This is a genomic window from Paracoccus sp. (in: a-proteobacteria), from assembly GCF_030604785.1.
GTDB lineage: Bacteria > Pseudomonadota > Alphaproteobacteria > Rhodobacterales > Rhodobacteraceae > Paracoccus.
The window spans coordinates 19,647-42,585 of record NZ_JAUVVF010000030.1 but is presented as its reverse complement, the minus strand read 5'-3'; the positions used below and the strand labels follow the sequence as shown (position 1 = coordinate 42,585).

The 22,939-nt window shown below is 69.6% G+C and carries 19 protein-coding genes, 1 pseudogene and 1 riboswitch; of the genes and pseudogenes, 8 read left to right on the top strand and 12 right to left on the bottom strand.

Features of this window, described 5'->3' with window-relative positions:
- A pseudogene (locus tag QAR72_RS10900) lies at nt 1-331 on the bottom strand (hypothetical protein); the annotation flags it as partial.
- A gap of 174 nt (nt 332-505) precedes the next feature.
- On the opposite strand from QAR72_RS10900, the gene pheT reads away from it, so the two are divergent.
- The 4 genes from pheT (at nt 506) to QAR72_RS10880 (ending at nt 8,822) form a co-directional block, all read left to right on the top strand.
- Entirely contained in the window at nt 506-2,893 is a 2,388-nt protein-coding gene (pheT, locus tag QAR72_RS10895; RefSeq protein WP_304617403.1) for a phenylalanine--tRNA ligase subunit beta, read from the top strand.
- A 166-nt stretch (nt 2,894-3,059) separates the two neighbouring features.
- The gene (locus QAR72_RS10890; protein ID WP_304617402.1) at nt 3,060-6,137 is read left to right on the top strand and encodes a response regulator; all 3,078 of its coding nucleotides are present in this window, start codon (nt 3,060-3,062) and stop codon (nt 6,135-6,137) included.
- On the top strand, nt 6,134-6,991 hold the full coding sequence (locus tag QAR72_RS10885; RefSeq protein WP_304617401.1) for a CheR family methyltransferase: 858 nt from the start codon (nt 6,134-6,136) through the stop codon (nt 6,989-6,991). Before QAR72_RS10890 ends, QAR72_RS10885 begins: the two co-directional genes overlap by 4 nt.
- Nucleotides 6,984-8,822 carry a response regulator gene (locus QAR72_RS10880; protein WP_304617400.1) on the top strand — a complete coding sequence of 613 codons (1,839 nt, stop codon included), beginning with the start codon at nt 6,984-6,986 and terminating at the stop codon, nt 8,820-8,822. The genes QAR72_RS10885 and QAR72_RS10880 overlap by 8 nt, the downstream gene beginning before the upstream one ends.
- A gap of 39 nt (nt 8,823-8,861) precedes the next feature.
- Here the strand turns inward: QAR72_RS10880 and QAR72_RS10875 are convergent, their stop codons facing one another.
- The 10 genes from QAR72_RS10875 to thiD all read right to left on the bottom strand — a co-directional run bounded on the left by QAR72_RS10875 (nt 8,862) and on the right by thiD (nt 16,319).
- Nucleotides 8,862-9,623 carry an ABC transporter permease gene (locus QAR72_RS10875; protein WP_304617399.1) on the bottom strand — a complete coding sequence of 254 codons (762 nt, stop codon included), beginning with the start codon at nt 9,621-9,623 and terminating at the stop codon, nt 8,862-8,864.
- Nucleotides 9,611-10,306 (bottom strand): ABC transporter ATP-binding protein, encoded by a 696-nt coding sequence (locus tag QAR72_RS10870; protein WP_442953575.1) that lies wholly within the window; start codon nt 10,304-10,306, stop codon nt 9,611-9,613. The genes QAR72_RS10875 and QAR72_RS10870 overlap by 13 nt, the downstream gene beginning before the upstream one ends.
- A gap of 98 nt (nt 10,307-10,404) precedes the next feature.
- Nucleotides 10,405-11,097 (bottom strand): thiaminase II, encoded by a 693-nt coding sequence (gene tenA, locus QAR72_RS10865; protein ID WP_304617398.1) that lies wholly within the window; start codon nt 11,095-11,097, stop codon nt 10,405-10,407.
- Nucleotides 11,094-12,029 carry an ABC transporter substrate-binding protein gene (locus QAR72_RS10860; RefSeq protein ID WP_304617397.1) on the bottom strand — a complete coding sequence of 312 codons (936 nt, stop codon included), beginning with the start codon at nt 12,027-12,029 and terminating at the stop codon, nt 11,094-11,096. Before QAR72_RS10860 ends, tenA begins: the two co-directional genes overlap by 4 nt.
- A 6-nt stretch (nt 12,030-12,035) precedes the next feature.
- Complete coding sequence (locus tag QAR72_RS10855; RefSeq protein ID WP_304617396.1) at nt 12,036-12,989, bottom strand: ThiF family adenylyltransferase; 954 nt, start codon at nt 12,987-12,989, stop codon at nt 12,036-12,038.
- Nucleotides 12,986-13,582, bottom strand: a complete 597-nt coding sequence (locus tag QAR72_RS10850) for a thiamine phosphate synthase (protein WP_304617395.1) — start codon at nt 13,580-13,582, stop codon at nt 12,986-12,988. The genes QAR72_RS10855 and QAR72_RS10850 overlap by 4 nt, the downstream gene beginning before the upstream one ends.
- Nucleotides 13,579-14,340, bottom strand: a complete 762-nt coding sequence (locus QAR72_RS10845) for a thiazole synthase (RefSeq protein WP_304617394.1) — start codon at nt 14,338-14,340, stop codon at nt 13,579-13,581. Before QAR72_RS10845 ends, QAR72_RS10850 begins: the two co-directional genes overlap by 4 nt.
- Nucleotides 14,341-14,343: 3 nt before the next feature.
- Complete coding sequence (gene thiS, locus QAR72_RS10840) at nt 14,344-14,541, bottom strand: sulfur carrier protein ThiS (RefSeq protein ID WP_304617393.1); 198 nt, start codon at nt 14,539-14,541, stop codon at nt 14,344-14,346.
- The gene (locus QAR72_RS10835; RefSeq protein WP_304617392.1) at nt 14,531-15,493 is read right to left on the bottom strand and encodes an FAD-dependent oxidoreductase; all 963 of its coding nucleotides are present in this window, start codon (nt 15,491-15,493) and stop codon (nt 14,531-14,533) included. Before QAR72_RS10835 ends, thiS begins: the two co-directional genes overlap by 11 nt.
- Entirely contained in the window at nt 15,486-16,319 is an 834-nt protein-coding gene (thiD, locus tag QAR72_RS10830; RefSeq protein WP_442953572.1) for a bifunctional hydroxymethylpyrimidine kinase/phosphomethylpyrimidine kinase, read from the bottom strand. The genes QAR72_RS10835 and thiD overlap by 8 nt, the downstream gene beginning before the upstream one ends.
- Nucleotides 16,320-16,358: 39 nt before the next feature.
- A riboswitch (TPP riboswitch) is annotated at nt 16,359-16,460 on the bottom strand.
- A gap of 156 nt (nt 16,461-16,616) precedes the next feature.
- Between thiD and nrdR the strand changes: the two genes are divergently transcribed.
- Nucleotides 16,617-17,081 (top strand): transcriptional regulator NrdR, encoded by a 465-nt coding sequence (gene nrdR / locus QAR72_RS10825; protein ID WP_219829758.1) that lies wholly within the window; start codon nt 16,617-16,619, stop codon nt 17,079-17,081.
- Between the two features lie 38 nt (nt 17,082-17,119).
- The gene (gene ribD / locus QAR72_RS10820; RefSeq protein WP_442953574.1) at nt 17,120-18,115 is read left to right on the top strand and encodes a bifunctional diaminohydroxyphosphoribosylaminopyrimidine deaminase/5-amino-6-(5-phosphoribosylamino)uracil reductase RibD; all 996 of its coding nucleotides are present in this window, start codon (nt 17,120-17,122) and stop codon (nt 18,113-18,115) included.
- Between the two features lie 45 nt (nt 18,116-18,160).
- Here ribD and guaA read toward each other — a convergent pair whose 3' ends face one another.
- Entirely contained in the window at nt 18,161-19,720 is a 1,560-nt protein-coding gene (guaA, locus tag QAR72_RS10815; RefSeq protein ID WP_304617389.1) for a glutamine-hydrolyzing GMP synthase, read from the bottom strand.
- A 187-nt stretch (nt 19,721-19,907) separates the two neighbouring features.
- Here guaA and QAR72_RS10810 point away from each other — a divergent pair, with 187 nt between their 5' ends.
- Both QAR72_RS10810 and QAR72_RS10805 read left to right on the top strand, forming a co-directional pair.
- The gene (locus QAR72_RS10810; protein WP_304617388.1) at nt 19,908-20,942 is read left to right on the top strand and encodes a methyl-accepting chemotaxis protein; all 1,035 of its coding nucleotides are present in this window, start codon (nt 19,908-19,910) and stop codon (nt 20,940-20,942) included.
- Nucleotides 20,943-21,188: 246 nt separating this feature from the next.
- Nucleotides 21,189-22,934 (top strand): PQQ-dependent methanol/ethanol family dehydrogenase, encoded by a 1,746-nt coding sequence (locus tag QAR72_RS10805; RefSeq protein WP_304617387.1) that lies wholly within the window; start codon nt 21,189-21,191, stop codon nt 22,932-22,934.
- Nucleotides 22,935-22,939: the final 5 nt, after the last annotated feature.

Genomic DNA, 22,939 nt, shown 5'->3' with positions numbered 1-22,939 from the left:
GGCCGCCGAGGGCGTCGTCATTCTCGGCCAGGACGCGCCCCTCGGGGGTGGACAGGACCAGCGAGGGATCGCCGCCGCCGATGGCCTCGGCCTCGATCCGCAGGGCCTGCGCCTCGCCTTCGACGACGAAGGCGTGCCAGCCGCGACTGCCTTCGGAGGACTCGACCTCGACCCGCAGCGGGGTCTCGGCGGTGTTCACCGTGCTGGCGGCCGCGTCGGCGGCGAACCATTGCGCCGGATCGCCCGAACAGGCGACCCCGTCGCCCTGGGCAAGCGCGGGAAGCGCGGACAGGCCGGTCAGGCCGACGGCAAGAGGCAAAAGCACTTTCATGGGAACACCCTGGGATCACGATATGGGCGCAAGGTGGCACCGCCGGACAGGCGCGGCAAGTTCGATCTTTGGCCGCAAAACATGCCGATCCGGCTTGACCCGCGCGCCTGCCCGCGCTTGAAGGCAGCAAAGCCATGCCCGCCCCTTGCGGGCCGGAACCGGAAGGCACGCGTCATGAAGTTCACCCTCTCCTGGCTCAACGAGCATCTGGACACCACCGCGACCCTGGCCGAGATCGCCGAGGCGCTGACCGATCTGGGCCTCGAGGTCGAGGAGATCGTCGATCCCGCCGCGAAGCTGGGCACGTTCACCCTGGCCCGGATCGAGGACGCCCAGCAGCATCCCGACGCCGACCGCCTGCGGGTCTGCCGCGTGATGACGGACGAGGGCGAAAAGCAGATCGTCTGCGGCGCGCCCAATGCGCGGGCGGGCATCACCGTGGTGCTGGCCAAGCCCGGCGATTACGTGCCCGGCATCGACACGACGCTTGGCGTAGGCAAGATCCGGGGCGTGGAAAGCCACGGCATGATGGCCTCCGAGCGCGAGCTGGAGCTGTCCGAGGAGCATGACGGCATCATCGAACTGCCCTCGGGCGAGGTCGGCCAGCGTTTCGTCGATTGGCTCGCCCAGAACGCGCCCGACAAGATCGACCCGATGATCCACATCAAGATCACGCCGAACCGCCCCGATGCGCTTGGCGTGCGCGGCATCGCCCGCGATCTGGCCGCGCGCGGCCTCGGCACGCTGAACCCCGCGCCCGAGGCGCGCGTCGAGGGCGCCTTTCCGTGCCCGATCGGCGTGACCATCGCGCCCGAGATCGCGGCCAAGGCGCCCTTCTTCGCGGGCCGGGTGGTGCGCGGCGTCACGAACGGGCCGTCGCCCGAATGGCTGCAGAAACGCCTGCGCGCCATCGGGCTGCGCCCGATCAATGCGCTGGTGGACATCACGAACTTCTTCACCTTTGACCTGAACCGCCCGCTGCATGTCTTCGACGCGGCCAAGGTGACGGGCAACCTGACCCTGCGCGGTGCGCGCGCGGGCGAGGAACTGGTCGCGCTGGACGACAAGACCTATGCGCTGCCCGAAGGTGCGGTGGTCATCTGCGACGATCACGGCCCCGAAAGCATCGCGGGCATCATGGGCGGCGCGGCCTCGGGCGCGTCCGAGACCACGACCGAGGTCTTCATCGAGGCTGCCTATTTCGATCCGATCGCCACCGCCACGACGGGCCGCGTGCTGAAGATCAACAGCGATGCGCGCTACCGGTTCGAGCGCGGCATCGACCCGGCCTTCACCCTGCCGGGGCTGGAACTGGCCACGCGGATGGTCCTGGACCTCTGCGGCGGCGAGGCCTCCGAGATCGTGACCGCCGGGGCGCTGCCCGATACCGGCCGCGCCTATCGCCTGGACCCCACGCGCACTTCGCGCCTGGTCGGCATGGACATCCCCGAGGACACGCAGCGCCGCACGCTCGAGGCGCTTGGCTTCCGGCTGGAAGGCGATAAGGCGCATGTGCCGTCCTGGCGCCCCGACGTGCTGGGCGAGGCCGATCTGGTCGAAGAGATCGCCCGCATCGCAAGCCTGACCAAGCTGCAGGGCAAGCCCCTGCCGCGCCCGCGCGCGGGCGTGCCCCAGCCGGTTCTGACGCCGCTGCAACAGCGTGAAAAGGCGGCGCGCCGGATGGCGGCATCGCTTGGCTACAACGAATGCGTGACCTACAGCTTCATCGACCACAAGGCCGCAACGCTGTTCGGCGGCGGCTCGGATGCGGTGCGCGTCGAGAACCCGATCAGCAGCGAGATGACGCATCTGCGCCCCGATCTGCTGCCCGGTCTTCTGGCGGCGGCGGCGCGCAATCAGGCGCGCGGCTTCGCTGATCTGGCCCTGTTCGAGCTGGGCCCCGTCTTCTCGGGCGGTGAGCCGGGCGAGCAATCTTTGCGTCTCAGCGGGCTTCTGGTCGGTCAGATCGCGCCGCGCGACCCCTTCGGCAGCCGTCGCAAGGTGGACATCTATGACGCCAAGGCCGATGTCGAGGCGGTGCTGGCAACCATCGGTGCCCCCGCCAAGGCCCAGATCAACCGCAAGCTGGACGGCTGGTGGCATCCGGGCCGGGCGGGCAACATCGCGCTTGGCCCCAACGTGCTGGCCACCTTTGGCGAGGTCCATCCCCGCATCCTGCGCGAGATGCACGTGAAGGGCCCGGCCGTGGCCTTCACGATCCATCTGGCCGCGATACCCTTCCCCAAGACCCGCACGCCGACCCGGCCCGCGTTGGAGCTGTCTGGCTTCCAGGCGGTCGAGCGCGACTTCGCCTTTGTCACCGCACCCGAGGTCGAGGCGCTGACGCTGGTGAACGCCGCGCTTGGCGCCGACAAGGCCCTGATCCGGCAGGTCAGCGTCTTCGACCAGTTCACCGGGCTTGAGGGCGGCGCCAAGTCGATCGGTCTGACCGTGCGGATGCAGGCTGCGGACAAGACCCTGACGGATGCCGAGATCGAGGCCGTTGCCGCCAAGGTCGTCGAAAAGGTCCAGAAGGCGACGGGGGCCACGCTGCGCGGCTGATCGCGGGGGCCTAGCGCCCCCGCCGCCTTTGCCTCTGGCGCTGCGTCAGGCGTTGAACGATCCTGTTCGGCATGTTTTCTGTCGACAGGACTGAACCGGATGCCCGCTGCGCGCGTTCCTGCGGAACGCCGGCGCCAGCGCGGCGGGGGACGAGGCAGGAGAAGACGTGGACAAGAGACTGGATCTGGTGATCGCAGCGCTGATCGCTGCACTTGTTGCTGCCGTGTTCATGCTGGATCTGCTGTATCCCCTGGGGACGGCGGTCTGGCTGCTCTACGTGGTTCCTCTGGCGCTGGCCCCCGTCGCGCGTTGGCCGCTGCTGCCGCCCGTGGTCGCGGCGATGGTCTGTCTGCTTCTGATCGCGGGCTTCTTTCTCAGCGAGGCGGGGGTCAGCTTTGGACTGGCCGTCGCCAACCGCATCATGGCCGGGGCGATCTTTGCCGCGCTCGGGGTGCTGGGCTACTGGCTGGTCGTGAACCGGACGCGTCTGGCGCGGGCGGATTGGGTGAATATGGGCCAGATCGCGGTCGCGCGCGCCATCCAGGGCGAGATGCCGCCAGCCCGGCTGGCTCAGCAGGTGCTGGAATCGATGGCCGAGCGCATCGGCGCGCGCGCGGCGGTCGCCTATGCCCGGAACGGTCGCGGCTTCGTGCGGCTGGCAAGCTGGGGGACCGAGGACGCGCTGATCCCCGACCGGATCGAGGAAGGGCAGGGTCATCTGTCCCGCGCCGTGGCCAGCGGCCAGCCCCTGCGGATCGACATGGCGCCGGACGAGGCGCTCGGCTGGTCCTCGGGTCTGGCGCGGGGGCGGACGGCCAGCACGGTGCTGGTGCCCCTGCGGGATGGCCAGCTGATCAACGGCGTGCTGGAATTCGGTCTGGACCGCCCCGTGCCCGACCGCGTGATCGACCTGTTCGAGCGCGTCTCGGACAAGCTGGGCATCGCGCTGCGCGGCGCGCAATACCGCGACCAGCTTCACGAATTGCTGGAGGAGACCCGCCGCCAGGCCGAGGAATTGCGCAGCCATACCGAGGAACTGGCCGCCACGAACGAGGAGCTCGAGGAACAGACCCGCGCCCTGCAGGACAGCCAGCGGCGGCTTGAGGAACAGCAGGCCGAGCTCGAGAACCAGAACACCCGGCTCGAGACCCAGACGCAGGAGCTGGAAGAACAGCGCGACGCGCTGGCCCGCTCGCGCCGGATGCTCGAGGATCAGGCCGAGGCGCTCGCCCGCGAAAGCCGCTACAAGTCCGAATTCGTCGCAAACATGAGCCACGAGTTGCGCACGCCGCTGAACGCGCTGCTGATCATGTCGCGCCTTCTGGCGGAAAATCGCGGCGGCACCCTGACCGAGGAACAAGTCCGTTGGGCCGAGACGATCCAGTCCTCGGGCCAGGATCTTCTGGCGCTGATCAACGACATTCTGGACCTGTCCAAGATCGAGGCCGGCAAGGTCGAGATCGCCCTGGACGAGATCGATGCCGGCCATGTCGCCCATCGCATCATCCGCGCCTTCGAGGCCGAGGCCCGCCACAAGGGGCTGGAGCTGACCGCCGATGTCGCCGCCGACCTGCCGCCCCTGCGGACAGATGGCCAGCGGCTGGAGCAGGTGCTGCGGAACTTCGTCTCGAACGCGCTGAAATTCACCGAACGCGGGCGCATCACGCTGCGCATCGCGCGGGCGCCGCAGGGCGTGGCCTTCGCGGTCGAGGATACCGGCATCGGCATCCCGGCCGACCAGCAGGAGGTCGTCTTCGAGGCGTTCCGACAGGCCGACGGCACCATCTCGCGCAAATATGGCGGCACGGGGCTGGGCCTGTCCATCTCGCGCGAGCTGGCCGATCTGCTGGGCGGCCGCCTGACGCTGGACAGCCAGCCCGGACGGGGCAGCACCTTCACGCTGATCCTGCCCGAACGCGCCCCGCGCGGCGAGGCCCGCCCCGCTGCCCCCGCGCTGCCGCAGCCGGCCTCGGCCGCGTCGCTGCCGGTCGCGCAATCGCCCGCGCTCGGGCTGGTCGAGGGGGTCGAGGATGACCGCGACCTGATCCGCGAGGGCGAGCGCGTGATGCTGGTGGTCGAGGACGATCCGGCCTTTGCCCGCATCCTGTGCGACCTGTCGCGCGAACTGGGATTCCGCTGCGTCTGCGTCTCGCGCGCCGACGAGGCCGTGGCGGCCGCGCGGCATTACCTGCCGCAGGCCATCGTGCTGGATATGGGCCTGCCCGACCATTCGGGCCTGTCCGTGCTGGACCGGCTGAAGCGCGATGTCTCGACCCGCCACATTCCGGTCCATGTCGTCTCGGCCGAGGATCACAGCCGTCAGGCCCTGTCGCAGGGCGCCATCAGCTCGATGATGAAGCCGGTCCGGCGCGACGAGCTGTCGCGCGCCATCCGCAATCTGGAAAGCCGTCTGGAACAGCGGATGCGCCGGGTGCTGATCGTCGAGGACGATCCCGCCCAGATGGAGGGGCTCAAGGCGCTGCTGGCCAGCGACGAGGTCGAGGCGATCGGGGCGGGGACCGCCGCCGAGGCCCTGCGGATCTGCCGGGGCGAGACCGTCGATTGCATCGTGCTGGACCTGACGCTGCCCGATGCGTCGGGGCTGGACCTGCTGGAACGGCTGGACGGCGACGGGCTCGGGGCCTTCCCGCCGGTCATCGTCTACACCGCCCGCGCCCTGACCGAGCCCGAGGAACAGCGCCTGCGCCGCTATTCCAAGTCGATCATCATCAAGGGGGCGAAATCCCCCGAGCGGCTGATCAACGAGGTGACGCTGTTCCTGCATCAGGTGGTCAGCGACCTGCCCGAAAAGCAGCGCGAGATGCTGGCCGCGTCGCTGAACCGCGACGCGCAGCTGGAGGGCCGCCGCATCCTGGTGGTCGAGGACGACATCCGCAACGTCTATGCCCTGACCGGCGTCTTCGAGCCGCATGGCGCCCATGTCCAGATCGCCCGCAACGGCCGCGAGGCGCTGGAGGCGCTTGGCCGCGTCAATGACGGCGCCGCGCCCCGGATCGACCTTGTGCTGATGGACGTGATGATGCCCGAGATGGACGGCCTGACCGCCACCCGCGAGATCCGCAAGATCGACCGCTGGAAGACGCTGCCCATCATCATGCTGACCGCCAAGGCCATGGCCGAGGACCAGAACCAGTGCCTTGCCGCGGGGGCCAACGATTACCTGCCCAAGCCGCTGGACGTGGACAAGCTCTTGTCGCTGACCCGCGTGTGGATGCCGCGATGACCGTGCGCCCCGTTCTGCCCGCGCCCGCCGAGGCGATCGAGCTTGACCTGTTCCTGGATGCGTTGCACCGCTGCCATCACTACGATTTCCGGTCCTATTCCCGCAATTCGCTGGTGCGGCGCGCCGATCTGGCGCGCGAGCGGCTGGGCTACGAGACCCTGTCGGAATTGCAGGGCCGGCTGCTGCGCGATGCCTCGATCCTGCCCGACATCATCGACGCGATGACCGTGCAGGTCAGCGAGTTCTTCCGCGATCCCGACTACTTCCTGGCGCTGCGGCGCGATGTGCTGCCGCATCTGCAGACCTTCCCGTCAATCAAGGTCTGGGTGGCCGGCTGCGCGGATGGCGAAGAGCTTTATTCGCTGGCCATCATGCTGGAGGAAGAGGGGCTTCTGGACCGCACCCTGTTCTACGCGACCGAGATCAACCGGCGCGCGCTGGCCCGCGCCGAGGCCGGGATCTATCCCATCGACCGCATGGCGCTGTTCTCGCAGAACTACCAGCGGGCGGGCGGGCGCGGATCGCTGTCGGATCACTACACCGCCGCCTATGGGCGCGCGGCCTTCGACCGCCGCCTGCGGGCGCGCACGGTCTTTACCGAACACAACCTTGCCACCGATCAGGTCTTTTCCGAGGTGCAGTTGATCTCTTGCCGCAACGTGCTGATCTATTTCGACAACAACCTTCAGCAGCGGGCCATCGGCCTCTTTGCCGAGGCTTTGGCGCGGGGCGGTTTCCTGGGGCTCGGCCTGCACGAGACGCTGCGCTTCTCGGCCCATGCTGGCGCCTTCGAGCCCTTCGACGAAAACCAGCGCATCTGGCGCCGCACGGCCCGGGACGTGACCCATGCCTAACACTCCGATCCGCTTCCTGATCGTCGACGACATTGCCGAGAACATCATGGCACTCGAGGCGCTGCTGCGCCGCGACGGGCTGATCATCGACAGCGCCGGATCGGCCGCGCAGGCGCTGGAACTGATGCTGGTCAACGAATACGCGCTGGCTTTTCTCGACGTGCAGATGCCCGGCACCGACGGCTATGAACTGGCCGAACTGATGCGGGGCACCGAACGCACCCGCAGCGTGCCCATCATCTTCGTCACCGCCGCCGAGATGGACGAGGCCCGTCGCTTCCGGGGCTACGAGGCGGGGGCGGTCGATTACATCTTCAAGCCCATCGACCCGATGATCCTGAAATCCAAGGCCGAGGTGTTCTTCCGCATCGGCCGCCAGGCGCGCGAACTGGAACGCCAGCGCGACGAGATGCAGGCCATCGCGCGGCTGCGAGACCGGGCCATGGCGCGGCTGCGGGCGCATGCCGACAATTCGCCGCTGGCCCTGGTCGAATGCGACAGCGATCTGGTGATCCGGGCATGGTCTGCGGGCGCCGAACGCGCCTTCGGCTTCACGCCCGATCAGGTTCTGGGCCGCCATGCCTCCGAGACCGGATGGATCGATGCCGAGGCCTGCACGCAGCTTGCCACCTGGTTCGATTGCGACGGCGACACCCCGCCCCGCTTCTCGACCGAGATCGAGGCCCGCCATGCCGAGGGCCAGCGCGTCGCCTGCGAACTCTACGGCTCGATCCTCTGCGACGAGGGCGAGATGTATTCGCTGTCGCTTCAGATCCTCGACATCACGGAACGGCGCCATGCCGAGGAGGTGCGCTCGCTGCTGATCGGCGAGCTGAACCACCGCATCAAGAACACGCTGGCCAATGTGCAATCCATCGCCCGCCAAAGCCTGCGGCAATCCGACAATCTGGCCGCGTTCGAAACCAGCTTCACCGGCCGCCTTCAGGCCCTGGCACGGGCGCATTCGATCCTGTCGGATGCGACATGGGCCAGCGCGACATTGGACCAGCTGATCGACGACCAGATCCGCGCCGGAACGCTGGATGCCGACCGGCTGCATCGCAGCGGTCCGCCCGTGGAACTGGCACCCGACATGATGCTGCGTCTGGCGCTGACGCTGCACGAACTGGGGACGAATGCCGCGAAATACGGCGCGCTCTCGACGCCCGAGGGGCGGGTCCATCTGGACTGGACCTGTCGGTCGGGCTGCCTGACCCTGACCTGGCGCGAGACCGGCGGACCGCCCGTGACCGCGCCCGCCCGCGCGGGTTTCGGCACCACGCTGATCGGCGCGGCGGGTTCGGGCGACGACACTGCCGCCCGCGCCGAATGGCGCCCCGAAGGCGTGGTCTGGACGATCCGCATGTCCGAAGGCATCACGCCCCTGAACCGCGAGGCCGCGCCCGAGGCTTCGCCTGCGGTGCCGGACATGTCCTCTCCTGCCGCGCAGGGGATCGAGGGCTGTCACGTCCTGCTGGTGGAGGACGAGCCTCTCGTCGCCATGGACCTGCGGTTCGAGCTGCAGGATGCCGGCGCCCGGCAGGTGACGATCGCCCGCAGCGTCCCCGAGGCCCGCGAACTGGTCGCCAGCCACAGCTTCGATCTGGCGCTGCTCGACGGCAATCTCGGCGGTCAGCCGGTGGACGAGGTGGCCGACGCCCTGGCGCGGCTTGCCGTACCGTTCTGCTTCGTCTCGGGCTACGGGCGCGAACATCTGCCCCAGGGCCACGACAACGCGCCGCTGATCGAAAAGCCGTTCCGCCCGGATGCGCTGCGCCTGATCCTGGCGCAGATGCTGGCCCGTGCCGTCAGGCCCGAATTCCAGACGTGACGCGCGGGTTCCGACAACCGGCGCGCCCCTGATGGCCGCCTAGATCAGCCTGCGGGGGCCGGCGCCCTTGGCGCGCCGCCGCTCGGTCAGGCGCTGCAGGGCGCCGGCCAGCCCGAAAAGGACCAGCCCCATCGCCGCCAGCAGCGCAAGGGCTGCAAACATCAGGTCGGTCTGGCCGCGCCCGTTCGCCATCAGCATCAGATAGCCAAGGCCCCGGCTGGACCCCACCCATTCGCCCACGATCACCGCAAAGGGCGCATAGACCGCCGCCAGCCTCAGCCCCGATCCAAGCGCGGGCAGGGCATTCGGCAACTGGATCAGCCACAAGAGCCGCAGCGGCGTGGCGCCCATCGCGCGGGCCAGATCCTCCAGCGCAGGGGGCGGCCGCATCAGCGCGTCGAAGAGGACCGAGGCGACCGGGAAATAGACGACCAGCGCCACCATCACCACCTTCGAGGCCGGGCCATAGCCCAGCCACAGCGTGACGACCGGCGCCAGCGCAAAGACCGGGATCGCCTGCGCCAGAACCAGCATCGGCCTCATCATGGCCCGCGCCAAGGGCGACAGCGCCAGATTCAGCGCCGTCACGATGCCAAGCGCCACCCCGGCCAGCAGTCCGGCGGCAAGATTGCCAAGCGTGAAACGCGCATGCTCGGCTAGCATCCCGGCATGGCCGACCAGCGCCGCGCCGACCCGCGCCGGTCCCGGCAGGATGAAGGGCGGCACCCCCGTCGCCCAGACCAGCGCCTGCCACAGCGCCAGCAGCGCCATGGGAACGGCGATCAGCCTTAGACCGCGCATGGTCGGGACAGCGACATGAACAATGCGGCCTGCGCGGCCAGAACCTCGGGCGCATCCAGGGGGCGCGGCGCAGTCCCGCCGGGCAGTGGCAGGGGGCGGCTGCCCTCGCGCCCGATCAGCCAGGCGCGGTCGGCCAGACGCGCGGCCTCCAGCGGATCGTGGCTGATCAGGATGACTGTCCGCCCCGCCAGCAGCTTTGCCGCCAGATCCTGCATCGCCGCCCGCGTCCCCGCATCCAGGGCCGAGAACGGCTCGTCCAGAACCACGACCGCGGCCTCCTCGATCAGGGTCCGCGCCAGCGCCACCCGTTGCCGCTGCCCGCCCGACAATTCGCCCGGGCGCCGATCCTCGAACCCGGCCAGCCCCACCTGCGCCAGCAGCCTGCGCCCGCGTTCCGGATCGGCCCGCTCGCCCCGCAGCCGCGCGCCGATCGTGACATTGGCCAGGGCGCTCGCCCAAGGCAGAAGCTGGTCCTGCTGGCTCATCACCGCGACCCGTCCCGCAGGCACCGTGACGCGCCCTTCCAGCCGCGCCGCGACCGGTAGTCCCGCCACCAGACGCCCAAGCGTTGACTTGCCGACGCCAGACGACCCCATCAGGCAGGTCCAGCCGCCCGGTCGGCAGACAATATCCAGTCCCCGCGCCAGCGGCCGATCGCCAAGCCACAGATCGCCCCGGATCAGAACCGCCCCCGCCTCTTTGCCTTGGTCGGCAAATATCCCGGGGGGAGTCCGCAGGACGGGGGGCAGAGCCCCCCTGCCGCTTTCGTCCGGGCGCGTGCTCACGTCCGGTCCAGCCCCATCTGCCAGAAGCCCACTTCCAGCTGCGTCGCCTGCCGGAAATGCCGCGCCAGCATCGCCGCCCGCGGCAGCGAGGGCCAGTCCGGCCCCAGCCGCGCCTCCAGCGCGGCATCGATCAGCGCGCCGACGTCATGGCAGACCTTCTGGTAATCTTCCCCGCCATACGTCGCCGTCCATTCGCCGTAGGGCCCGCCGCTTTCGGCATGGATCAGCCCGATCTCGCCATAGCCGAAGACGCAGGGCGCCAGTGCCGCCAGCAGGTCCAGCATGTCGCCCGCATAGCCCGTCGCCTGGACATAGCGCGTATAGGCCATGTTCGCGGGCGATTCCGGGGTCTGCTGCAGCATCTCCTCGGTGATGCCCTCGCGGCCGCAGATCTCGACATGCAGCGGCATCTCGCCGTTCAGAAGACCATGCGCGATGGACGAGGCCAGCGCCATCTCGGACATGCGCTCGGACTTGGCGAAGACCAGGGCCCAGGACCGCGCGAAATGTAGCAGGAAGACGTAATCCTGCCGCAGGTAATGCAGAAAGCTGTCGCGGGGCAGGGTGCCCGCCGCCAGCTGGCGGACGAAGGCGTGATCGACATAAGCGTCCCAATGGGGCGCTGCCTCCTGCCGCCACAGGGCAAAGGCGCGGCCGTAATCGGGGATGCGGTGCGCGGTTTCCATCATTCCACCTCGTTCACGTCGATGGCCAGATCCGACAGGGCCAGCCCGCCCGGCGTCGCGCCGCGTTCGGCCAGAAAGGCCTCGAAGGCCAGATAGCGGTCCGCATCCACCGCCGCCGGACGGCTGGAGAAACGCGGCCATGTGTCAGACCAGGCGGCCTCGTTCAAAGGCGTTTGCAATTCCGATGCCGTTTCAGAAAAGATTTTCCATGCCTCGTCGGGGCGGTTCTTCATGAAATCCGTCGCCCGGGCCGTCGCGGCGAGGAACGCGCCGACCGCGGCGCGGTCCATCCGGTCCGGGTTGGCGATGTAGATCAGCTCATCATAGGCGGGGATGCCATGCGCCTCGGGATAGAGGCAGCGGCCCTCGCGGCCCTCCAGCCGCAGCTGGTTCAGCTCGAAATTGCGGAAGGCGCCGATTACGCCGTCGACCTGTCCCGACATCAGCGCGGGCGAGATCGACCAGCCGATATTGATCTGTTCCACATCGCCCGGCTCAAGCCCGTCATCGGCCAGCATGGCGTCCAGCATCACCTCTTGCACGCCGGCCACGGCAAAGCCCACCTTGCGGCCCGCCAGATCCGCGGGGGTTTCGATCTCGCTTTCGGCCAACACGACAAGGCAGGTCAGCGGCGTCTCGATCAGCGTGCCGACGCGGATCACCGGCAGGTCCTGATGGCGCGACAGGTGCAGCTGGGGCTGATAGCTGATCGCCAGATCGGCGCGGCCCGCCGCCACCATGCGCGGCGGATCGTTCGGGTCCGAGGGCGTGACGACCTCGACCGCCAGTCCGGCATCCGCGAAGTAGCCCAGCTCCTCGGCCAGCACGATGGGGGCATGGTCCGGGTTCACGAACCAGTCCAGCATCAGCGTCAGGTTGGTCTCGGCATGGGCGGCGGGGGCGGCCAGCAGGGCCAGGGCAAGGATAGATCGCATGGGTCCTCAGTCGTTCAGGGCCAGAAGGGCGATCCGCCCCGGCCAGATGGATTGCAGCGCGCGCCCGGCATTGTGGGCGCGCAGGCCGGTGCGGCAGGCCAGCACCACGCGCGCGCCGTCGGGCGGGTCCAGACGGGTGATGCGCTCGGGCGGCAGGTGGCGGGCCTCGGCGCGGAAGGGCGCGGATTCGGCGCGCAGATCGACCAGCAGGTCGCCCGGCGCGATCTGGCTCTCCGCGATGAAGGGCAGGGGCGCCTCTGGCTCGGGCGCGCCGTCGAAGCGGAAGCCGCCCATCCGCCAGCTCGCCGCGTCGAAGCTGACCAGCCGGCCGAGCGGCGAGGGGCCGAGCCCCAGCAGCGCCGCCAGCGCCATCTGCGCCTGCAGCGCGCCGATCATGCCGACGACCGGCCCCATCACCCCGGCCGTGGCGCAGGTCGCCCCCCGCAGGGGCAGGTCGGGAAAGACCGCGCGCAGGCTGGGCGCGCCCCCGCAGCAGCCGAGCGCATAGCCCGACAGCGCCAGCGCCGAGGCCGCGATCAGCGGGCGGCCCGCCGCCAGGCAGGCATCCGACAGGGTCAGCCCGGCCGCGAAGGTGTCCGCGCAGTCCAGCACCACATCCGCCGCGGCGACGAGGTCCGGCGCGTTGGCGGGGGTCAGCCAGTCGGTGACGGCGTTCACCGTGACCTCGGGGTTCAGCGCGGCCAGCTGCGCGGCGGCGGCCTGCGCCTTGGGCTGGCCGATCTGGCGCATCGCGTAGAGCGGCTGGCGGTGCAGGTTCGTCTCGTCCACGAGGTCGCCGTCGAGCAGCGTGATCCGCCCGACCCCCGCGCCGGCGAGATACTGCAGCGCCGGGCAGCCGAGGCCCCCGGCGCCGACGACCAGCACGTGCGCCCGCGCCAGCCGCTCCTGCCCGGCGGCGCCGATATCGGGCAGCACCATCTGGCGGGCATAGCGGTTCATGGCGCCACCGCCAGCCAGTCGCGCATCCGGCCCTCGGGGTCGGGGTTCAGCGTGATGTCGGTCACGGCCGAGACCACATCCGCCCCCGCCGCCAGTGCCAGCGCGCCGCGTTCCGGGGTCAGTCCGCCGATCGCGACCAGCGGCGTGGCGCCGACCAGCGCCTTCCATTCGGTCACGCGGTCCAGCCCCTGTTCGTGCCAGCGCATCTTCTTCAGGATCGTCGGCCAGACCGGACCAAGCGCCACGTAATCGGGCGCCAGCGTCAGCGCGCGGTCCAGCTCGGCATGGTCGTGGGTCGAGACGCCAAGACGCAGGCCCGCCCGGCGGATGGCGGGCAGGTCGGCTTCGTCCAGATCCTCCTGCCCCAGATGCAGCCATTCGGCGCCCTCGTCGATGGCCACCTGCCAGTGGTCGTTCACGACCAGCGCCGCGTCATGCGCCCGCGCCAGCGCCAGCCCGCGCCGGATCTGGTCGCGCAGATCGTTCGGTGCGCGGTCCTTCAGCCGCAGCTGCACCAGCCGCACGCCCAAGGGCAGGGCGCGGTCCAGCCAGGCCGCGTCGTCGAAGATCGGGTAGAAGCGGGGCAGTCTCACAGCCAGGCCTTTCCGATGAGGGGGGTCGAGGGGGCGGCCATCTCGCGCGGCTCCATCGGGTCGGCGGCGCGGGCCAGCGCGCCCGCCTGCACGGCGAGGCCGAAGGCGCGGGCCATCGCCTCGGGATCGCCCGCCTGCGCCACGGCGGTGTTCAGCAGCACCGCGTCAAAGCCCATTTCCAGCGCGTCGGCCGCGTGGCTGGGCCGGCCGATCCCCGCGTCGATCACCATCGGCACATCGGGAAAGGCCGCGCGAAGCGTCCTGAGCCCGAAGCGGTTGTTCAGCCCAAGCCCCGACCCGATGGGCGCGCCCCATGGCATCAGCACCTTGCAGCCCGCATCCAGCAGACGCCCGGCCAGAACCTGATCCTCGGTCGTGTAGGGGAACACCTCGAAGCCCTCGGCGGCCAAGGTCTCGGCGGCCTCCAGCAGGCCGAAGGGGTCGGGCTGCAGCGTGTCGGCATGGCCGATCACCTCGAGCTTGATCCAGTTGGTCTCGAAGACCTCGCGCGCCATGCGGGCGGTGGTGACGGCCTCGCGGGCGCTGTGGCAGCCGGCGGTGTTGGGCAGGACCCGCACGCCCAGATCGCGGATCAGCGACCAGAAGGCCTGGCCCTGGCCGGCCTCGCGCCGCAGGGACACCGTGGCGACCGAGGCGCCGCTGGCCCGGAACGCGGCCTGAAGCACGGCGGGCGAGGGATATTGCGCCGTCCCCAGCATCAGGGGCGAATTCAGCGTGATCCCGTAGAAGTCGCGCATCGCTCAGCCCCCCTGCATCGGCGCCAGCACTTCCAGCCGGTCGCCTTCGCGCAGCGCCTGCGCGGCGCGGGCGGCGGCAGGGACGAAATCGCCGTTCAGCGCGGTGGCGACGCGCGCCTCGGCCCAGCCCAGCTCGGCCAGCGCGTCGGCCAGAGTGGCGGCGGCGATGTCGCGGGGGGTTCCGTTGACCTCAATCCTCATGGAGCAGTTCTCCCTTGCTGCGGTCGGTCAGGTAATCGGCCGCCTGCCGCGCCAGCAGCGGCGCCATCAGATAGCCGTGGCGAAAGAGGCCGTTCAGGTGCAGCACCCGCCCGCGCGCGATCACGCGGGGGATGTTGTCGGCGAAGGCCGGGCGCAGGTCGGCGCCCAGCTCGACCACGCTCGCCTCGGCGAAGCGCGGGTCCAGCGCATAGGCGGCCGACAGCAGCTCGAGCGCGGACCGCGCGGTGACGGGCGCGCGGCTGGCGCTTTCGATCTGGGTCGCGCCCAGCATGAAGAGGCCCCCCGCGCGCGGCACGATGTAGAGCGGATGGCGCGGATGCAGAAGCCGCACGGGGCGCGTCAGCGTGATCTCGGGCGCGTGCAGGACGGCCATCTCGCCGCGCACGCCGCGCAGTCCGGGCAGGGCGGCGGCCAGGCCCCGCGCGTCGATCACGGGGCCGGGGATGTCCTCCGGGGTGGCCTCGGTGCGTTCGATGGTGATGCCCTGCGCGGCAAGGGCTGCGACCAGATCGGCCAGGGCGCGGCGGGGGTCCAGATGCGCCTCGGTCGGAAAGAACAGGCCCGCGCGGTGATGCGCGAGGTCCGGCTCCAGATCGCCCGGCGCGCAGGTCTGGTGACCGGTGCTGCGGCGGGCAAAGCGCGTCAGCTCGCCCCGGTCGCGGTCCAGCGCGACGACCAGCGTGCCGCGGCGGGTGACGGGGGTGACCTCGGCCCAGGCCGCGCCGGCCTCGGCCCCGAGGCGGGTGACGACCGGCTCGGCCGTCACGCCCTCGCAGTGCGGCGCCAGCATCCCGCCCGCCCACCACGAGCAGCCATGCGGGCCGGGCGCGCCCGCCCGGTCCAGGATGCGCGGCGTCCAGCCCCGCCGTGCCAGCTCATGGGCCGCGAACAGGCCCGCGACGCCTGCGCCGAGGATCGTGACGTCACTCATCAGCCCAGACCGCGTGGAAATGGTGCACCGGCCCGTGGCCATGGCCTACCGCCAGCCCGTCCGCCGCGGCGATGGCGCCTTGCAGGTAGCGGTGCGCGACCCCCACGGCCAAGGCGAGGTCCAGCCCCTGCGCCAGCCCGGCGGCGATGGCGGCCGAGAGGGTGCAGCCCGTGCCATGAGTGTTGCGCGTGGCCTGCCGGGGTGCGCTCAGGCGGGTGACGCCCTCGGGCGCGACCAGCAGGTCGGTGCAATCCGGCCCCTCGGCATGGCCGCCCTTCATCAGCACAGCCTGTGCACCAAGCGTGCACAGGGCGGCCCCCTGACGGACCATCTCGTCCTCGTCAGTGGCGGGGGCGCAGCCCAGAAGCCGCGCGGCCTCGGGCAGGTTCGGGGTCACGAGGCGCGCGCGGGGCAGCATCAGATCGCGCAGCGCGCCGATTGCGGCCTCGGGCAGCAGCGCGTCGCCCGACTTCGCCACCATCACAGGATCAAGGACGACCGGCACGGCGTGCCCGTCCAGCCCCTCGGCCACGGTGCGGATCGCCTGTGCGTCGCCCAGCATCCCCAGCTTGACGGCGCGGATGTCCAGATCGTCGAACACCGCCCGCATCTGCGCCGCGATCATCGCCGGGCTGGCCGGTTCCACCATCGAGACGGCGCGGGTGTTCTGCGCGGTCAGCGCGGTGATCACGGTGGCGCCATAGACGCCGAGCGCCGAAAAGGTCTTGAGATCGGCCTGGATCCCGGCGCCTCCGCCGGAATCCGAGCCTGCGATGGTCAGGGCGATGGCGGTCACGCGTCTCCTCCTTGCTGTCGGTCGGGACATCGGGGGAGGGGGGCGATACGCAGGGGCAGCGCGCGGGCTGCGTCGTGATGCACCGTTCCCTCCGCCGGTATGACCCGGATCAGGTTCGATGGGTTGGCGCATGGCCTCTCAGCCTGTTTCCAGGCACCCCAACGGTCTTGCGTCACGCTAGACCGGCCGCATCGGGCGTGCAAGGGGGCAAACGCGGCAATCGGGACACAGAAGGCGGGGCCGATCTGGTAGGCTGTGGATAAGGCTACCCAATCCCTGCGGGTCTGCCTATAGTGCCGGTGGATTGCCGGACCAGAGGGACCATCCATGCGCTGCCCATTCTGTGGACATGCCGATACGCAGGTCAAGGACTCGCGCCCGGCCGAGGATAACGTGGCCATCCGCCGCCGCCGCCTCTGCCCCGGTTGCGGGGGCCGTTTCACCACCTATGAGCGCGTGCAGCTGCGCGATCTGGTCGTGGTGAAATCGAACGGGCGGCGCGAGGATTTCGATCGCGACAAGATGGCCCGGTCCATCCGCATCGCCATGCAGAAGCGCCCCGTCGAGCCCGAGCGGATCGAGCAGATGATCAGCGGCATCGTGCGGCGGCTGGAAAGCACGGGCGAGACCGACATCCCCTCGAAGATGATCGGCGAGATCGTGATGGAGGCGCTGTCGCGCATCGACAATGTCGGCTATGTGCGGTTCGCCAGCGTCTACAAGAACTTCCAGGACGCGGACGATTTCGACAAGTTCGTCTCGGAACTGCGCCCCGGCGCCGCGTCCGAGTAATCCGCGGCGTGAGCGCCCCCGAGGACGACATCCGCCATATGCGCCATGCCCTGCGCCTTGCCGCGCGCGGTCTGGGCAATGTCTGGCCTAATCCGGCGGTGGGCTGCGTCATCGTCAGGGATGGCCGCGTCGTGGGGCGCGGCTGGACCCAGCCTGGCGGGCGCCCCCATGCCGAACGCATGGCGCTGGACATGGCGGGCGAGGCCGCACGCGGCGCCACGGCCTATGTGACGCTGGAGCCCTGCGCCCATCACGGCCGCACGCCGCCCTGCGCCAGCGGGCTGGTCACGGCAGGGATCGCGCGCGTCGTCTCGGCCATGACCGACCCCGATCCGCGCGTCTCGGGGGCAGGCCACGCGATCCTGCGCGAGGGGGGCATCGCCCTGACCGAGAACGTGTTGGCGCCCGAGGCCGCGCGGTTGCAGGCCGGTTTTCTCAGCCGCCTGATGCGGGGGCGGCCTTTCGTGACGCTGAAGCTTGCGACCAGTTTCGACGGCCGCATCGCCATGCCGGATGGAGAAAGCCGCTGGATCACCGGACCCGAGGCGCGGCTGCATGTCCATGCGATGCGCGCCAGTCATGATGCGGTGATGGTGGGTGCCCGGACGGCGCGGGCCGATCTGCCGCATCTGAACGTGCGCGGCATCGCCACGCCGCGCCAGCCGGTGCGCGTGGTGCTGACGCGCGGCTCGCCGCCGCCAATGCCGCCCGAGGATGCGACGCATGGCCCGCTGTGGTTCATGCAGGGCGAATTGCCCGAGATCATGCGCGAACTGTCGCAGCGCGGCATCACGCGGCTCTACTGCGAGGGGGGCGGCGTTCTGGCCGCGGACCTGCTGCGGGCGGGGCTGGTCGATCAGGTGATGGGCTACACGGCCGGTCTGGCGCTGGGCGCGGCGGCCCGTCCCGCCATCGGCGCGACCGACTGGCCCGGCCTTGCCGCCGCGCCGCGTTTCCGGCTGGCCGAGACGCGGCGTCTGGGCAACGACCTGTTCCACCGCTGGACCATCGGCGCGCCCGGAAGCGGCGCATGAAAAAGCCCGCCGGAAGGCGGGCTTTCGGTCAGGGGCGCGCGCCCTTCATTCCCACTCGATCGTGCCCGGGGGCTTCGAGGTGATGTCATAGGTGCAGCGGTTGATGCCCTTGACCTCGTTGATGATCCGCGTCGCGGTCTCGCCCAGGAATTCGTGGGTGAACGGGTAGTAATCCGCCGTCATCCCGTCGACCGACGTGACGGCGCGCAGCGCGCAGGCATAGTCGTAGGTGCGGCCGTCACCCATCACGCCCACCGTGCGGACCGGCAGGATCGCGACGAAGGCCTGCCAGATCTCGTCATAGAGGCCGTGCTTGCGGATCTGGTCGATGAAGACCGCATCCGCCTTGCGCAGGATCTCGAGCTTTTCGCGGGTGATCTCTCCGGGGCAGCGGATGGCGAGGCCGGGGCCGGGGAAGGGGTGGCGGCCGATGAAGCTTTCAGGCAGGCCCAGTTCGCGGCCAAGCGCGCGGACCTCGTCCTTGAAGAGTTCGCGCAGCGGCTCGACCAGCTTGAGGCCCATCTTTTCGGGCAGGCCGCCGACATTGTGGTGCGACTTGATCGTGACCGACGGGCCGCCCGAGAAGCTGACGCTTTCGATCACGTCCGGGTAAAGCGTGCCCTGCGCCAGGAAATCCGCGCCCTCGATCTGGCTGGCATATTTCTGGAACACGTCGATGAACAGCCGCCCGATGGTCTTGCGCTTGACCTCGGGGTCGCTGACGCCTTCCAGCGCGCCCAGGAACAGCTCGCTTTCATTCGCGTGGATCAGCGGGATGTTGCAATTGTCGCGGAACATCGCCACGACCTGCTCGGCCTCGTTCAGGCGCAGAAGGCCGTGATCGACGAAGACGCAGGTCAGCTGGTCGCCGATCGCCTGATGGATCAGCACCGCCGCGACCGAGCTGTCCACCCCGCCCGACAGGCCGCAGATGACCTTGCGGTCGCCCACCTGCTCGCGGATCTTGCGGATCGCCTCGTCCTTGTAGGAGGCCATCGTCCAGTCGCCGGTGAAGCCCGCCATGCGGACGAAGTTCTCCAGCATCCGGCGGCCGTTCGGGGTGTGATGCACCTCGGGGTGGAACTGCACCGCGTAGAAGCGCCGCGACTCGTCCGCGATCATCGCAAGGGGGGCGTTGGGCGAGGTGCCGATGGCCTCGAAGCCGGGCGCCAGACGGGTCACGCGGTCGCCGTGGCTCATCCAGACCTCTTCGCGGCCGGTCTCGAACAGGCCGGCGAAGATGCCGTCGCCCTTGTGGCCCGCGGCGGGGGCGATGAAGGCGCGCCCGTATTCGGCATGGTGGCCCGCCTCGACGGCGCCGCCAAGCTGTTCCATCATCACCTGCTGGCCGTAGCAGATGCCGAAGACCGGCACGCCCATCTCGAACACCGCCTGGGGTGCGCGAGGGCTGCCCGTCTCGGTCACGCTGGCCGGGCCGCCGGACAGGATGATCGCCTGCGGCGCCATCTCGCGCAGCGCCGCATCGGTCAGCAGGTTGAAGGGATGGATTTCGCAATAGACGTTCAGCTCGCGCAGACGTCGCGCGATGAGCTGGGTCACCTGGCTGCCGAAATCGATGATCAGAAGGCGCTGATGCTGTGTCATGGCCCGGCTTTAAGCGCGCGCCCCGCTTCGCGCAAGCCCCCAGAGCGGCGTCGCGCGCCAGGCGCCGACGACTGGTCCTGCCCGTGATGACGGCAATGTGCGCCGCCGCCGCACGGAACGCGCCGGTGCGGCCTAAACTGTCCTGTTCCCGGCCGTAACCATGGCTGAAGCGAACAGAGGGCATCCCATGCGCGGAACGGAATTGACCAGCACGATCGACGACATCGCGCGACGGGTGGACAGCTTTGGCAGGCTGAACGACAAGGTGGCGATGCAGTCGCATATCCTTGCCGTCAACTCGATGATCGAGGCCGCGCGGGCGGGCCATCACGGGCGGGGCTTTTCGGTCGTGGCGGCCGAGATGAAGATGCTGTCCGGCCAGACCAAGGACAATGCCGACCAGTTCCGGCAGGACGTGCTGAGCTATGTGCAGACGGCGTCAAAGACGGCGGCGAACCTGACCGGCGCGCTGCGCGAGGCGTCCGAGCGTGCGATGATCGAAAAGGCGCATGTGCTGGTGCAGCTGATCGTGCGCAACCTCTTCGAGCGCACCGCCGATGTGCGCTGGTGGGCGACCGATCCCGGTTTCTGGGAGGCGCTGGCCCGGCCCTGCCCGGCCCTGCTGGCCCGCGCGCAGCAGCGGCTGGCGACGATCCACCGCTATTACACCGTCTATCTGGACCTGGTCCTGACCGATATGGAGGGCCGGGTGCTTGCCAGCGCCGCGGGTGGCGTCGTGCCGGGCGGGCGGCACCTGCCCGTCGACGCGCGGAACTGGTTCGACCGCACCGCGGGCTTGGCGACGGGGCACGACTATGCCGTGTCCGATGTCCATGAAAGTAGCATGCATGGCGGCCGCAAGGTTCTGGTCTATGCCACCCCGGTCCGGCGCGAGGGCGCCCCGGAGGCCGAGCCCATCGGCGTGCTGGCCGTCTATTTCGATTGGCAGAAGGAGGCGCAGATGATCGTGCGCGACGAAGCGGCCTTTACCGACGAGGAATGGTCCACGCGGCGCGTGCTGCTGCTGGATGCCGAGCATCGCATCATCGCCGACTCGCATGAACGCGATTTTCTGACGCGCCTGCCCTTGGGATCGGAAGAGCGGACGGGCTGCCTGCTCATGGCGGATGGCGCGCGGCTCTGCTTTGCGCGCACGCTGGGGTACGAGGATTATGACGGCCTCGGCTGGTACGGCGCCGTCATCGACAGCGGCGCCGTCTGACGCGGCCGCCCCCGGGTCGCGGCCTGAACGCGGTTCTCTGCTGGCGCGACCCTGCGCGCCGCGAGCCGAATGGCCGGCGCGCGGGTGCCGGCACATCGCCCGCTTGGGTCATCGCGCGGCGGCTGCCGGCCTAAGACCAATGTGCAATTTCCAACTCCGTCCCGCCTTGCTGATACTGCCGGGGTGTCTGTTCTGCCGTGCCGTCACCGTCGCCCGGTCCAGCCCGGCCCCTTGGGAGGAGAGAGGATGAACAAGTTCGTAATGGCCGCCTGTATCGGCATGATGGCAGCGCCCGCCGCCTTTGCGCAGGTGACCGAGGAGGATCTGCTGAACGACCAGACCATCACGACCCAGGTCGTGACCAACGGCATGGGCCGGGACTGGCAGCGCTACAGCCCGCTGGACCAGATCAACCGCGAGACGGTGCAGAACCTGTTCCCCGCCTGGTCGTTCAGCTTTGGCGGCGAACGCCAGCGCGGCCAGCAATCGCAGCCGCTGATCTATGACGGCGTGATGTATGTGACCGGCTCGTACAGCCGCGTCTTCGCGCTGGACGCCAAGACCGGCCGCAAGATCTGGCAATACGACGCCCGCCTGCCCGAGGGCATCCTGCCCTGCTGCGACGTGATCAACCGCGGCGCGGCGATCTACGGCGACAACATCTATTTCGGCACGCTGGACGCGCGCATCGTCGCGCTGGACCGCAAGACCGGCGCCGTCGTCTGGAACAAGCGCATCGCCGATTACCGCGAGGGCTACAGCTACACCGCCGCGCCCCTGATCGTGAACGGACTGGTCATCACCGGCAATTCCGGCGGTGAGTTCGGCATCGTCGGCGCCGTCGAGGCCCGCGACGCCGAGAACGGCGAGCTGGTCTGGCGCCGCCCCGTGATCGAGGGTCACATGGGTGAGCTGAACGGCGAGGAAAGCACCATGACCGGCACGCTGAATGCCAGCTGGCCGGGCGATATGTGGAAGACCGGTGGCGGCGCGCCCTGGCTGGGCGGCAGCTATGACGCCCAGACCGATACGCTGATCTTCGGCACCGGCAACCCCGCCCCCTGGAACAGCCACCTGCGCGAGGGGGACAACCTCTATGCCGCCAGCCGCATCGGCCTCGACCCCGCCACGGGCGAGATCAAGTGGCACTTCCAGACCACCCCCTGGGAGGGCTGGGATTTCGACGGCGTGAACGAGGTCGTGCCCTTCACCGACGCCAACGGCAATGGCCGCCTGGCCACGGCGGACCGCAACGGCTTCTTCTACGTGCTGGACCGCGAGGATGGCAGCTTCGTGGACGCGATGCCCTTCGTGAAGGACATCACCTGGGCCAGCGGCATCGACGAGAACGGCCGCCCGATCTACAACCCCGAGAACCGTCCGGGCAACCCCGCGGCCTCGGCCGACGGGCAGAAGGGCGAGGTCGTCTGGGCCGTGCCGGGCTTCCTGGGCGGCAAGAACTGGCAGCACATGTCCTATTCGCAGCGCACGGGCTATTTCTACGTGCCCTCGAACGAATGGGGCATGGATATCTGGAACGAGCCGATCACCTATCGTCAGGGCGCGGCCTATCTGGGCGCGGGCTTCACCATCAAGCCGCTGTTCGAGGACCACATCGGCTCGCTGAAGGCGATCGACCCGAACACGATGGAGATCAAGTTCGAGGTTCCCAACGGCGCGCCGCTCTGGGGTTCGACCATGGCGACGGCGGGCGGTCTGGTGTTCTATGGCACGCCCGAAGGCTACATCCAGGCGATCAACGACGAGACGGGCGAGGTTCTGTGGCAGTTCCAGACCGGCTCGGGCGTGACGGGCCAGCCGATCACCTGGGAAGACGAGGACGGCGTGCAATGGCTGTCGGTCGTTTCGGGCTGGGGCGGGGCCGTGCCGCTCTGGGGTGGCGAGGTGGCGCAGGAGGTGTCCTATCTGAACCAGGGCGGTTCAGTCTGGACCTTCCGCATCCCGGACCAGCTTCTGGCCTCGGCCAACTGATCGCG

Bases quoted from the DNA above. Each gene is read 5' to 3' on its own strand.
- QAR72_RS10875 (WP_304617399.1), bottom strand. From the start codon at position 9,623: ATGCGCGGTCTAAGGCTGATCGCCGTTCCCATGGCGCTGCTGGCGCTG.
- QAR72_RS10835 (WP_304617392.1), bottom strand. From the start codon at position 15,493: ATGAGTGACGTCACGATCCTCGGCGCAGGCGTCGCGGGCCTGTTCGCG.
- guaA (WP_304617389.1), bottom strand. From the start codon at position 19,720: ATGACACAGCATCAGCGCCTTCTGATCATCGATTTCGGCAGCCAGGTG.
- nrdR (WP_219829758.1), top strand. From the start codon at position 16,617: ATGCGCTGCCCATTCTGTGGACATGCCGATACGCAGGTCAAGGACTCG.
- ribD (WP_442953574.1), top strand. From the start codon at position 17,120: ATGCGCCATGCCCTGCGCCTTGCCGCGCGCGGTCTGGGCAATGTCTGG.
- thiS (WP_304617393.1), bottom strand. From the start codon at position 14,541: ATGAGGATTGAGGTCAACGGAACCCCCCGCGACATCGCCGCCGCCACT.
- QAR72_RS10885 (WP_304617401.1), top strand. From the start codon at position 6,134: ATGACCGTGCGCCCCGTTCTGCCCGCGCCCGCCGAGGCGATCGAGCTT.
- thiD (WP_442953572.1), bottom strand. From the start codon at position 16,319: ATGTCCCGACCGACAGCAAGGAGGAGACGCGTGACCGCCATCGCCCTG.
- QAR72_RS10860 (WP_304617397.1), bottom strand. From the start codon at position 12,029: ATGCGATCTATCCTTGCCCTGGCCCTGCTGGCCGCCCCCGCCGCCCAT.
- QAR72_RS10845 (WP_304617394.1), bottom strand. From the start codon at position 14,340: ATGCGCGACTTCTACGGGATCACGCTGAATTCGCCCCTGATGCTGGGG.
- QAR72_RS10880 (WP_304617400.1), top strand. From the start codon at position 6,984: ATGCCTAACACTCCGATCCGCTTCCTGATCGTCGACGACATTGCCGAG.
- tenA (WP_304617398.1), bottom strand. From the start codon at position 11,097: ATGATGGAAACCGCGCACCGCATCCCCGATTACGGCCGCGCCTTTGCC.
- QAR72_RS10805 (WP_304617387.1), top strand. From the start codon at position 21,189: ATGAACAAGTTCGTAATGGCCGCCTGTATCGGCATGATGGCAGCGCCC.
- pheT (WP_304617403.1), top strand. From the start codon at position 506: ATGAAGTTCACCCTCTCCTGGCTCAACGAGCATCTGGACACCACCGCG.
- QAR72_RS10855 (WP_304617396.1), bottom strand. From the start codon at position 12,989: ATGAACCGCTATGCCCGCCAGATGGTGCTGCCCGATATCGGCGCCGCC.
- QAR72_RS10810 (WP_304617388.1), top strand. From the start codon at position 19,908: ATGCGCGGAACGGAATTGACCAGCACGATCGACGACATCGCGCGACGG.